Annotated in this window: 10 protein-coding genes; 4 read left to right on the top strand and 6 right to left on the bottom strand. The window is 42.0% G+C overall.

Going from position 1 to position 12,784, the window contains the following annotated elements:
- Nucleotides 1-158 precede the first annotated feature (158 nt).
- The 4 genes from OCV36_RS19435 to OCV36_RS19450 form a co-directional block, all read right to left on the bottom strand.
- The gene (locus OCV36_RS19435) at nucleotides 159-2,315 is read right to left on the bottom strand and encodes a c-type cytochrome (protein ID WP_135456827.1); all 2,157 of its coding nucleotides are present in this window, start codon (nucleotides 2,313-2,315) and stop codon (nucleotides 159-161) included.
- Nucleotides 2,312-2,926, bottom strand: a complete 615-nt coding sequence (locus tag OCV36_RS19440; protein WP_135456829.1) for a cbb3-type cytochrome c oxidase subunit II — start codon at nucleotides 2,924-2,926, stop codon at nucleotides 2,312-2,314. The genes OCV36_RS19435 and OCV36_RS19440 overlap by 4 nt, the downstream gene beginning before the upstream one ends.
- Nucleotides 2,927-4,351 (bottom strand): cytochrome-c oxidase, cbb3-type subunit I, encoded by a 1,425-nt coding sequence (ccoN, locus tag OCV36_RS19445; RefSeq protein ID WP_135456831.1) that lies wholly within the window; start codon nucleotides 4,349-4,351, stop codon nucleotides 2,927-2,929.
- Nucleotides 4,352-4,418: 67 nt separating this feature from the next.
- Nucleotides 4,419-4,811, bottom strand: a complete 393-nt coding sequence (locus tag OCV36_RS19450; protein WP_135456833.1) for a c-type cytochrome — start codon at nucleotides 4,809-4,811, stop codon at nucleotides 4,419-4,421.
- A gap of 487 nt (nucleotides 4,812-5,298) precedes the next feature.
- Here OCV36_RS19450 and OCV36_RS19455 point away from each other — a divergent pair, with 487 nt between their 5' ends.
- Together OCV36_RS19455 and OCV36_RS19460 are read left to right on the top strand one after the other, a co-directional pair.
- On the top strand, nucleotides 5,299-5,754 hold the full coding sequence (locus tag OCV36_RS19455; protein WP_135456835.1) for a hypothetical protein: 456 nt from the start codon (nucleotides 5,299-5,301) through the stop codon (nucleotides 5,752-5,754).
- Between the two features lie 10 nt (nucleotides 5,755-5,764).
- Nucleotides 5,765-6,790 carry a diguanylate cyclase domain-containing protein gene (locus OCV36_RS19460; RefSeq protein WP_135456837.1) on the top strand — a complete coding sequence of 342 codons (1,026 nt, stop codon included), beginning with the start codon at nucleotides 5,765-5,767 and terminating at the stop codon, nucleotides 6,788-6,790.
- A gap of 419 nt (nucleotides 6,791-7,209) precedes the next feature.
- On the opposite strand, the gene OCV36_RS19465 is transcribed toward OCV36_RS19460, so the two are convergent.
- On the bottom strand, nucleotides 7,210-9,642 hold the full coding sequence (locus OCV36_RS19465; protein ID WP_135456839.1) for a putative bifunctional diguanylate cyclase/phosphodiesterase: 2,433 nt from the start codon (nucleotides 9,640-9,642) through the stop codon (nucleotides 7,210-7,212).
- 3 nt (nucleotides 9,643-9,645) lie between these two features.
- A complete protein-coding gene (locus OCV36_RS19470) occupies nucleotides 9,646-10,677 on the bottom strand; it encodes an ABC transporter substrate-binding protein (RefSeq protein WP_135456841.1) in 1,032 nt (343 codons plus the stop codon).
- Between the two features lie 360 nt (nucleotides 10,678-11,037).
- Between OCV36_RS19470 and OCV36_RS19475 the strand changes: the two genes are divergently transcribed.
- Nucleotides 11,038-11,688 carry a LysE family translocator gene (locus OCV36_RS19475; protein WP_135456843.1) on the top strand — a complete coding sequence of 217 codons (651 nt, stop codon included), beginning with the start codon at nucleotides 11,038-11,040 and terminating at the stop codon, nucleotides 11,686-11,688.
- A gap of 278 nt (nucleotides 11,689-11,966) precedes the next feature.
- Nucleotides 11,967-12,767, top strand: a complete 801-nt coding sequence (locus OCV36_RS19480; RefSeq protein WP_102551774.1) for a PhzF family phenazine biosynthesis protein — start codon at nucleotides 11,967-11,969, stop codon at nucleotides 12,765-12,767.
- The last annotated feature ends 17 nt before the right edge of the window (nucleotides 12,768-12,784 follow it).

The raw sequence follows: 12,784 nt of genomic DNA on the forward strand, positions 1-12,784 counted from the left end.
GTCATCTTTGTTCTGCGAGATTGATCGCATTATGTGCAGCTCTGCTTAATAGTGTAATCAGTTGGTTATAATTGTGTTGTTTTGACGATGTTAACTATGAAATCAACATAAAGAAAAGGAGGCCAATGTGCCTCCTTTTAAAGGGTGATAGATAGCGGTTATCTAATGTTAATCGAGTTATCTCTGCGGTCATACATGTCTGGTGTGGTATGTAAGCCGCCAGCGTAACCTGCAGCTTCCAGTGTTTCTCTTACCTCTCTAACATGTTCCGCGGTTACTGGCTCCTCTCTATCCCCAAGGTGCAATCGTACGAAGGTGATCAACTCTGCCAAGCGTTTATCCGACAGGACATCTTCAAAACTTGCCATCGGCATGAAGTTTCTGTCTTTGTCGAGATAAGTGGGTTGAAGGCCGCGCACGGTTACCGCGATGGTGTTGAACGGGTCGCTGTGCATGATGATGCCATTATTCAGCAGTGTAGGTGCGATGGGATCTCGCCCTTTACCATCGTCACCATGACAAGCACCACACGTTTGGCGGTAAGTGGTGTAAATGTCAGTCGCGTAAGCGTCTTCATCAAACCCTTTAGGCTGCAACGGAACAGCGTCACTGCTGATGGTGTTGTTGATGTCACCACTGAGTAGGTAATAGGACATCGACTCGACATCTTCACGAGTCATCAAGCTCAGGCTGTTTTTCACTACGTCTGCCATACCCGCAAAAGCAGTCCCTTTGTCTGAGTGACCGGTATGTAAGAAGTCGGTGAGTGTTGCTTCGTCCCAACCGTCGATATACAGCTCATTGGCCGTGATATCAGGCGCGTTCCAACCATCAATCAAGTTACCTTGGAAAATACGTTCTGGTATCAGTGCTTGAGCAATGTTTCGTGGTGTATGACACTCAGAGCAGTGTCCAAGTCCCGCAACCCAGTACTTCCCTTGTTGCCATTTGTCGACGTTTTCGACTTCCGTTTTAAGATTTTCAGGCACTTGGTAGTCAATCGGATCGGTATCCATGAACACAATATTCCACCCGAGCAACCCTAGACGAATGTTCGATGGGAACATCATGCTGTTGTCGTCATTACGTCGAGGCACCGCGGTGATTGATTGCATGTATTCCCACAAGTCGACCATGTCTTGGTCTGTGAGATGCTGATATGACGTGTAGGGCATAGCTGGGTAGAGGTATCCATTTTTACCTTTACCACTAACCAAAGCGTCCCTGAAATCATCGAAATCGTAAGTACCGATACCTTCCGTTGTGTGTGGCGTAATATTGGTTGAATAGACGGTGCCAAAAGGTGTCACAAAAGGAAGCCCGCCAGCAAAGGGTTCGCCACCTTCTGCACTATGACACGCGACACAGTCACCGGCATAAGCGAGGTATTCACCACGCTCAACAGACTGAGCTTCTAGGTTCGCTAGTCTTTGTTGTTGCATTGAACCCGAGTGTCGAATATAAGCCCCAAGCGCGAGTATCTCGTTCTCCGTCAGCTGTGTATCAAACGCAGGCATTAGGTTGTTCAAACCTTTGTTGATAGTGTGTTGTATCTCTTCGATACTGCCGCCGTGTAACCAGATATCGTCAGAAAGATCAGGCACGCCTATCAAAGGGTTCGCAACCGAACCATCAGCATGACAAGACGAGCAGTATTTTACAAACAGCTCTTTACCGACTTTAACTTTCACCTCTGGCACATCGGTATGACGTTGATTAAGTGAGGCTAGATAATAAGAGACCTTAGCCACTTCATCGGGACGCATTATCTCGCTCCAACCCGGCATCGCGCCATTTCTTCCTTTGGCGATCGATTGAATGATCGCTTCATCACTGCCGCCATATAGCCACTCTTGGTCAATAAGGTTAGGGAAGTGTTTCTGACCTTGTGCGTTATTTCTATGGCAAGCTGCGCAGTGGGTTTGGAACAAAATCTGCCCGCTGTTCACTATTTCAGGAACACCAGCCAAGCCTTCGAGGGTTGTCTCTGCTGTTTGAGAAAATTGCTCGTTTAACGTTGTGCTGGGTGAGCTGAGCTTATCGTCGCTTTGTTTCCAATCGACTAATCCTTCCCATTCCCCTAATCCAGGGTAAAGGACTAAATAGCCTGCAGACATTAAGAAGGCAACGGCATAGCTAACAAAGAGTAGTTTTGGCGGTGGCGCATCCTTTTCTTCAATCCCATCAAAAGTGCCAAGGGTGTGGTCTTGATCGGCCTGGTGATTGCTACGCCAATATTTAACGACAACGGACACCATAAGAACGAAAAAAATTAAAGTTAAAATTACCGCCCATAGATTCCAGAATGTACTCATTGTGATACCTCCTGTGACGTATCTTTACCAAGGCTTTGTAAGTAGCGAATCAGAGCTTCACCTTTGGTTTTTCCTCTCACCTGTAACCTAGCGTCACCAATTTCTTGATCGGTATAAGGCACACCTAAGGTACGTAAAACCTCCATTTTGGCGCTGATATCATCGCCTGTAAGCGTTTGCTCAAACAGCCATGGGTAAGAGGGCATGATCGATGTAGGTATGACTTTTCGGGGATCAATTAGGTGAATAACATGCCACTGGTCAGAATACTTTCTACCAAGGTTAGTTAGGTCAGGCCCCGTACGTTTAGAACCCCACAAGTTGGGAAACTCATAGATATCGTCTGCTTCTTTATTCGGACGACCATTGCGTTTCACTTCCGGTTCTAGAGGACGAACCATTTGTGTATGACACACATGACAGCCTTCACTGATGTAGATGTCTCGTCCTGCTAACTCGAGAGGTGTGAGCGGCATCGCTAAGCTGCCCTTGGCGATATCATCCCCACGGACAATGCTTGGCACTACCCAAACCAACAGAGAGAAAGAAGCAACGACAACGGTGGTCAAAATTAAAATGACGATTGAATGTGTAAAGTCTTTACTCATCATTTAAGCTCCCTGATTAACGGCATGTTTAGCGTCATGTACGACTGGCATACGAACCGTTTTGAACAAATTAAATGCCATAAGGAATAAGCCCAGAACAAACAATGCACCGCCAAAGAATCGTAAGAACAACCAAGGTGCTTTAAAGTCCATAGCTTCAACAAAACTGTAAATCAGTTCACCATTTTCATTTTGAGCGAGCCACATATAACCCTCGCCGATGCCTGCGACCCAAAGTGCTATCGCATAAAGAGCGACACCAGCATGAGCAAGCCAGAAGTGCCATTTAATCAGTCGTCGTGACCAAAGATCGGTTTGGCCCCATAAGCGTGGAATGAAATAGTAAAAAACCGCGATCCCTGACATTCCAACCCATCCGAGTGCTGCGGAATGTACGTGACCGATAATCCATTCGGTGTTGTGTGCCACCATGTTGAACCAGCGAATAGCAAGTAGGGGACCTTCGAATGTCGCTAAGCAGTAGTAAAGAATCGCTGAGAAAAAGAATAAAAGAATGTAGTCGGACTTCAGCTTTTCTTTGTTTTGAAGAAGGGTCATTGCGCTATTGAACGCACCTGCCCAGGAAGGGAGCCATAATATCAATGACATCACGATTCCGATGTTCTGAATCCAGATGGGAACGGAAGAGTAAACTAAGTGATGCGTTCCGGCCCACGTGTAAAAGCCGACCAATCCCCAGAAATGGATCACAGACAACCGGTAGGAATAGATAGGTCGATCCGCCGCTTTAGGTATGAAGTAGTAATTCATACCAATCACACCAGCTGTTAGCAAGAAACCGACGGCATTATGTCCCCACCACCACTGAACAATTGCATCTTGAGCCCCCGCAAATACAGAGTAAGACTTCATTGCCGAGACCGGCATCGCGAGGTTGTTCACAATGAAAATCATGGCAACAACGATGATGAAAGCAGCAAAGAACCAGTTAGCTACAAAGATATGGCTCACTTTCCGCTTAGCAAGGGTGCCAAAAAACAACACCGCATACAGCACCCAAACCAACACAATCATTAAGTCGATTGGCCATTCAAGCTCCGCATACTCTTTTGAACTGGTGTGGCCCGCGGGTAAGGAGACGACCGCGAGCAACAAAATGAATTGCCAACTCCAAAATACCATCCATGACAGGCTTTTATTGAACAGCTCACAATGACCAGTTCGTTGGGCAATATAGAGTGACGTTCCCATGAGAATATTGACCACGAACCCGTAAATTACGCCTGAAGTGTGCAGTGGACGAAGACGGCCAAATTGAAAGTATTGAGAATCGAAATTGAGGACTGGCCAATACAACTGGGCGGCGAGGATCACGCCGATGATCATACCTACAATAGCCCAAATCAAAGACGCGATGATAAAGTATCTCACGACCTTAATGTTGTACTGCGTTGTCACTTGTTCCATAACAAGGCTCCTTGCCTAAAGTTTTGAATCGTCGTCTAGTTGTTCTTTAATACTGGTCTGTGCATCTTTATTGAGATTCGTGGCCCAGTTGAGAGTCTTTATCCATCTGTGCCTCGAGACCTAATTGAGAGTAGAAATACGAAATATCTCGGATGTCTTGATCGGAAAGCGTGTCGGCTTGTTGCTGCATAAGTATCGCCAAACCGCTGGTTCTTTCTCTGGTCTGGTAGTCTTTTAAAGAAGATATGAGATAACCGACCTTCTGACCTCGAAGGTTAGGGTAGGGATCTTGTGTCGAGATACCATCTTCGCCATGACAGGTCATGCATACCTTGGCTTTTTGTTTACCTAATTCAAATTTTGCATTATCGGCTTCTGCATAAACTGGATGCGTTACGAGCGTCATTAAAAGGACGGAAAGTGCGGTTATGGGGTTAAACTTGTGTGTATTTAAACTCATTACTGGTTCCCTTGGTTCTAAAGTTAACAAGCGATTCTTGGTTTAAGAACTGTGTTGCTTGGCTGTGACAACCTGAACGAAAGCTATTGGAAAGGCTCAAAATATAGATTCGTTCGATTAAAGGTTATGCAGCGTTGAGCATTCCCGCTACTTGTTGAGCCATATTTATTATCAAATTTATAACTTGATACGTATTTACTTGGTCAATTGGATTACTTACCGGGTTCGAAAAGTAGTGTTTTGATAATAAACATCGTTAAACAGAGAGTGTTTGAAGGGTAAGAAACGTCGCACTGCGGATTTGAATACGGTGTTGATGAAAAAGCTGAGGAGAGTCTTCAATTAATGTGAAAGCTATACGATTAACGTGAAAGCTATATGATTAACATGAAAGTTATGTGATTGAAAAATTAGCTAATAGCGAGGCAAGTCAAATGCTCAATATAGGCTAGACTGAATTTAGTGACCTTTTTAAATGGAGTTTAGAATGAGAACTGTACTTTTGTTTGCCCTCTCTCTTTTTTCGTTTTCCAATTTTGCCGCCTCAGAGTTAACGGTTTTCGATCTCTTAGGTCAAAAACATGAGTTAAGCAGGGAGCAACTTCTCTTAATGCCTCAAAAAGAAATCACCACTTCGTTACCTTGGGTTGATGGTAAGTCGGTTTACAGTGGTGTGACGTTACAAACGATTCTTGAAACCATTGATTTACCAATATCGTCGCAAGTGACGTTTGTGGCATTGAACGATTATAAAATTGCCGTACCTAAAGAAGACTTTGATGATTATCATCCGATTATCGCTATCAAACAAAATGGTGAGTTTATGTCAGTAAGAGATAAAGGTCCTTATTGGTTGATCTATCCACTTTCTTCAAATCCAAGCATCAACAATACGGATTTCCACGCCAAGATGATTTGGCAGATAAGAGATATTCATCTGTAGAGGTTCGACTATGAAAAAGCTGTTGTCTTTGGCGGCCATTAAAGTCGTTATTTTGTTTTTATCGGTGGCCGCTCTTACTATTAATATTTACAGTGTTACTCGGATAAATGATATCAATAAAAGCTTCTCCAATAGGCAGAACGAAGCAACATGGTTTGTTTTTCAATTGGTTAAAGAATACGCTAACTTCTTGATGGTCAGCCAATCTAACAAGATAGATTACGATGAATTGTGGCTAGCTTACGACATCACTTGGAGTCGTTTTGATATTTTAATAAACAGCACTGAATCGTCTAACTTCATTAAGTCAGCCAACTTTAGACCTTACTTTACAACAGAGTTTGAAAAGTTTAAGGCGTTAGAGTCTTCAATTAAGCTAGTCAACGAAGGCGTCCTTCCTAAAGAGTCGTTACAGAAAAAAATCGATATTTGTTATCACACGTTGGTGGGCTTTATTAATGAAAAATTTCGTCTACAAAGCCCAGTGATAGAGGAAAACACCTCCATGGTCGACAAATTGGTCATGGTTCATCAAATCAGTAGTGCGTTTCTTGTTTTAATATTGATGATGACGGGAGCCATTTTTTATATCGATTTTTCCGCTAAACGAAAACTCCGTTCGACCGATTGCATTACAGGCTTTCATAATAGAGTCTCGCTAATGAAATTTGTAAAAAATAATTACTCGAGAGACAACAACTTCGATCTGTACTTCGTGCGAATCAGAAATCTTAGCGAGATTAATCAAAAGTATGGGCTCGAATATGGCGACTTAGTCGTGAGTTCAGCCGCTAAGTCTCTTACGGCAAAGATCCCTGAAAGTGCTATTTCGTTTCGTAGTAGTGGTAGTCAGTTTTTGTTCTTTATCCCTGATCACTTACATGCGAGTGGTGAAATACAGGAGAAATTTAACGAGGTGCTCAGTGATTATATTTCGGCAGGTAATCTAGAATTGATGATTGACGCTGTAGTAAGACATAAGAAAAATATAAGTTCTAAAGACATGATGGAGTTGGTTACCACCATGCAAGGTTAATGCTCTTTCATATGAGAGCATTATTGAGTTTACCTGAGCTGTTTAGTTCATTATCCCCATTCAGCTCCATTCATTAATCGCTTTGCTCGGTTCCTCTTCGTTAAGTCGCGTTTAGGTTGAGCAATGTATCGCTCGTGTCCAATCTTTTATTTAGTCGCTTAACGTTTTTATCGACTACTTGATATCGCTTCAATTAGATTATTCGTTCGTTAGATTATTCATTCGTCTAATTTTGACCATAAGAGCCACGTCAGATTTGATTTGTTCACTTCAGACCTTATCTTGGATGAGATGGATGAGATGGATGAGATGGATGAGATGGATGAGATGGATGAGATGGATGAGATGGCGAACTCTCTGCGCTGCGTATAATAGTGTCAACCAATACGAGTTCGAAAATATGAAGCGATGTATTGAGGTTATTTTTTCTGAGTTAGAGAAACAATTCTTTCGTCAGGACTAGAATCTACAGTGGATTGAGGGTCTAAGATTTCCTGAGGATTATGGTCTCGAACAAACTCGATAAATTGAAGGTATGTTAATGGTTGGCTGAATAAGTAACCTTGTATCAAATCGCAGTTCGCCTCTTTGAGATGTCGGTATTGCTCTATTGATTCCACACCTTCACCGACAACTAAAGTGTCACAAGAATGGCCTAAGTTAATCATTGATTCGACCATCTTGCGGCCGGCTTTGTCGTTTACGATATTATCGATAAAACTCTTATCCACCTTTAACTCATCCACAGGGTAGTGGAGAAGTTGATTAAATGCGGTGTAACCAGTACCAAAATCGTCGAGGGACACTTTTAGTCCTAAGCTTCTGAGGCTTTCAATAGTTTGAACCGTAAGTTTCGTACTTTTGACATAGCTGGTCTCGGTGATTTCGATAATAATCTTGGCCGGAGGCACTTGATATCGTTCAAGAACTTTACGAATGTTATCTGCAAAATTGCGGTTATATAACTCCATTGCTGAAATGTTGATGGATAAGGTACCTTCGTACTTGTGAACCTCTGACAGCTCTTTATAGCTCTTGATTGCGGTACTAATCACCCACATGTCGAGTTTTGAAATTAGATTACTTTTTTCAGCGACAGGAATGAATTCATCGGGTCCGGCATTAATATTAAACAAAGCAGGGCAACGGATAAGGCACTCTGCGCCATCGATGTGAAGTGTTTGGGCATTGAGAATAGGCATGAAACGGAGTTCAAAATTGTCACTTTCACAACATTCCAAAAGCCTTTTCTCGATGACATCATGTCGCTCTAATGTGTGCAATAACTCTTCGCCGTAAATAACGCGACTTTCGCCATCACTGTGAGACTTAGCATTGATCAACATCTCATCAATACATCGATGCCAAATCTCTTCAAATTTTGGTGTGTCGACAGGCAATACGCCTGTTGCGACCGAGAGCCTAAATCCATAGTAATCAAGGAAAGTGGTTCCGGTCAGTGTGTTGTTGATGTTCTCAATTTCTTCGCTTATCGATTGATGTTCATCGATTTCCAATATGGCAATAAACTGGTTTCCCCCGAGCCTTGCAAGAGAATAATCACTACAACTAAAGCCCAAAGACGATTGTTGGTTCTGTAGCGTTTCTCTCAATGCTTTAGCTAGGCTAATTAGCACATTATCACCTACTTTTGCGCCGTATAAGTCATTGATCTTTCTGAAATCGATGATATCCCAACAAACCAGGTAACAACGTGAGTTCATTGAACTTTTTAAACGCACATCAAGGTGACGTATGAACGAACGTCGGTTGGCTAACTTAGTGAGTTGATCAAACTCAGCTTCGAATTTTAATTCCGTCAACGAGTCAATGTACGCGTTCTTTAAGCCATCAATTTCACTTTGCCCAGACGACCGCTTGAAATAACGAAGCTTTAACCCACCGATAGATATCTCGTGCAATAAGCCTTTGAGGGGCCGTACAAGTTGGTATCGCACAACCAGGTGGACAATTAACATGATTATAAAGAGAGTAACTAAGCAGCCAAGTAGGGTCTGTTTGGCGATGATGGCTTTCTCATGATTAAACTTTTTCTCGCGAATGTTAACTTGAGCAATGAGATGACGGCTTGTCATCTGTACATTGATGCTTTCGTTAGTTTGTTCAATGGACTTGATGACGAACTGAGTATTTTCGATGTTGGCAACGTCTGATGAAGGTTCAATCAATAGCTGCATATTGTCATCATCGTTGTATTTGATTAACAAGCTAGAGAGTTGCTTTAAGGGCCCGTCGGCAATCAATATGTACCGGTTTAAACTGTTATTTGCACGTTTATCCTGAGGGAGTAAATAAGGATCAATTGCAGCAACATAAGCGTACCTAAGCTCACCACTGACTGAGATATAAGAAAAACCTTCGTTTGATAGTTCGTTCTTATTTATCAATGAAGTATATATGTCGAAGATTTTTTCATAAATATTATCGGGAATTTTTAACCCTTCGAAAGGGTCGGCTCTTAATGTAGACAGTGTTAATTTAAACTTGGGATCTATGATGTAGATATTACGTTGTCCAAATTGGCTAACGTGGTTCTGGTTTATTACGCGCAGTACTCGTTTTTCAAGGAGAGACAGGGTGGTGTAATCACCAGGGTTTTGAATGTAGCGAAGAAACTGTAACGACGACCCGATATCTTTAACTAACAAAGACAAACCGAGTTGTTCATACTCAGCAGCAACTAACGCAGTGTTAACGTCAGATTGTACTTTGTCGAGGTACATGTGTTTCGCATGGTTTGATGCGAAATTATAGGTGACCATTCCCGCTATCGTAAAGACAAATAGCAGTGTTGGTATGAGTACGAAATACAGCTTGTTCAATACTGGCATCAATTATCTCAGGCTGTCGACAATACGGTTACGAATTTGAATGCTATTAGGTTCTAATTGTTTATAGAGGTAGCTGCGATCTAATATCTCTTTACTAGGAAAAAGTTCAGGGTCATTTTGATACTCTTGAGAGGTCAGCTCTTTTGCTTTTGTACTAGGGGTTGCAAACCATGAATCCATCGCGTTTTGAGCGGCGATATTGGGTTGAGATAAGAATGTCATTATTGTGGTGGCTTGTGAAGATAAGGCTCCGTTGTTAATTGCTGCGATACACTCTAGCCACAAAGTTGTTCCTTCTTGAGGCACGACATATGCCCAAGATGAACCAGGATCGGCATCATTGAGTGCATAGCTATCGCCTGAATAACCGTAGGCGAGGTCAATGTTTAAGAGGCGTTCAGGCTGGTGTATGTAGTCGATAACGTATTCGTTGCTTTCAAGATGCGGCTTTTGTGTTTGTAGGGTTTTATACGCAACGCGCAGTTCTTGTTCGTTGTTCGTGAATGGATCAAATTGATGTGCCAACAGTGCAGTACTTACTAAATCTGTTGGTTCGTAATACATACTTATTTTGCCACTGGCTTTTGTGTCGGGATCAAGAATGGCATTCCAAGATTCGGGAGTAGCAACTTTATCGCTTCGATACAAGATACCTGATGTCCCCCAAGCATAAGGGATACCGTAATCTCCACATCCATCAACCCATCTAGAATCAAAGTTTCCTGCAATGGATTGTTGCAAGTCTTGGAGGTTGTGGAATAGATTTTGTTCGGCTAACGCTTTAAGTTTTACACTTTCTACAATAACTAGTTCAAAAGCGCCTCGACGTTCGCTCAACAAAACTTCATCTCTTATTGACTCATCAGAGAAGTACTGTTGTTTCAGCGAAATATCGTAAGTATCGCGTAACTGAGTAATAACACGATCAGATAAAAACTCATCCCAATTGTAGAGATAAATTTCATGGGTTTGGCTAAGTGCAGAGCCAGTTAAAAAGGATGATGACGCAACAATTGAAACATAGAATGTTTTCACTGACGGATTCCTTTCGTACTGTGATTAATTAAATCGTAGCCCAATTCTTGAGACATAGTTCAAATTTAGGCCTCTTATTTTAGTACAACCTAATGCATTGCACGTGAACAACAATTTTCTGACTCCAAATAAGCGAGTTATTGAGCCTTGGTCAAAAGCTCACTAAGCTAAATCGTGGTTTGATAATCTAAATATTGAAAAGCTTATTATTAGGAAGTCTCGCACCTAACAAGACTGATGAAAACGTGTTGTCTGTCTGATTCTCTTCGTATCTAAACATTAACACTTAACCAATAAAACCCAGCCTCTAATAATTATGCAATAATAATGCATTAATTTTTACAATAAGGATATTGATTTATGGATGCAGGTTTAGTCGGAATTTTTGTTACCGTGGCGATTGCTCACTTTCTAGCGCTGTTGAGTCCCGGGCCTGACTTTGTGATAGTGGTGAAGAGTGCCGTTCGAAATAAGGGAACAAAAGCATTAGGTGTTGCATTCGGTATTGCCAGTGCGAATGCGGTTTATATTGCTTTGTGCTTTGTTGGAGTAGGGTCGATTCTAGCGGCATCCGTTTCCGTTATGATTGCTCTGAAAATTGTTGGTGGATTGTTTCTTGTCTATCTTGCTGTTCAAGCAATAAGAGCGAAGAAATGTAATTACAACAATATAGATGTGGTACCAGAAAATGCATCGAGCCAAACGACTTTCCTAAAGGAGTTCATCACTGGTTTCTTATCAGGAGCCCTCAACCCCAAAAATCTCTTGTTCTATTTAAGCTTATTCACAGTGGTATTGAATAATGATGTAAGCTTTATGTTCAAGCTCGGACTGGGAGTTTGGATGACGGTGGTTGTATTTGTCTGGGATGCAGCAATCATATTCCTTTTATCGGCACCTAAAGTTCGTCGAGAGTTTACGCGTGTTGCTTACTATATTGATAAAGTGACAGGAGTAATGTTGGGACTGCTTGGCTTGACCATTGTGAAATCTGCTCTGGTACGTCAGTAGAGTCATCATTACTGAGTAACCTACGTTTGTGGCACGATACAATGCCTATGTGCTGCGAACGTGTGCTTGTTTCCTACAAGGCTGATAAGTTTTATCTTTTGTCTGCCCTATATTCAACCTTCTATTTAATCCACCAATTCTTTTCATAACTCTTTGTTTATCATTCCTTACTTCTTAAATAAGGTATTAATGAAGTTGTTGTTAAATACTTGTAGCACAGGGTGTTTGTGCTTATTGTAGGCAACAATAGTTATCCAATATTAGAGTTAGGAACCATTGTGGATTTAGATATATATCAAGTAGATTCGTTCACAACCCAAGCCTTTAAAGGAAATCCTGCTGGGGTTTGTATTTCTCAAGAGCCTTTGAATGAAGCATTAATGTTTTCAATAGCGGAAGAGATGGCGGTATCAGAAACGGCTTTTCTTGTGCTTAACACTATGACGCTTAAATGGTTCACGCCAGAAGTAGAAGTGAAACTATGTGGACATGGTACTTTGGCAACCGTCCACGTATTGAAAGAGCAAGGGTTAGTGAAAACGGGTGATAAGGTAGTATTTGATACTTTGTCTGGTGAATTATCTGCCACGGTTCGTGAATCGTCTATCGAGCTGGATTTTCCTAGCACTCATTTATCGCCGAGTCTGGAACCCGATCAAGAATTGCTCGAACACCTTGGCTTGGAGTTCAACCAAGTTGTTTCATTTAGAGAGTTTGATTCAAAGCAGTTAATCGAAGTCGTTGATGAGCGCGTTCTATTGGATTTGTCGCCAAACTTTGACTCCTTGAAACGCATGGATGGTAGAGGTGTTGTGGTAACGGCAGTTCCATCAAATCCTGAACTTGATTTTGTTTCTCGCTACTTTGCGCCATGGGTGGGTGTTAATGAAGACCCTGTCACTGGTTCGGCACATTGTGCATTGACGCAGCACTGGGCAGAAAAGCTAAACAAAAGTAGTTTCAATGCTTATCAGGCGTCTCGTCGTGGTGGCTATATGTCGACAGAGTTATTAGCTAACGGGCGAATAAAGTTAATCGGTTCTGCTATCACTGTGATTAGTGGTGTGTTGAAACTTTAGATCCCTGTTGAAGCTTT

It is taken from the genome of Vibrio echinoideorum (assembly GCF_024347455.1).
In the GTDB taxonomy this organism is placed as follows: domain Bacteria; phylum Pseudomonadota; class Gammaproteobacteria; order Enterobacterales; family Vibrionaceae; genus Vibrio; species Vibrio echinoideorum.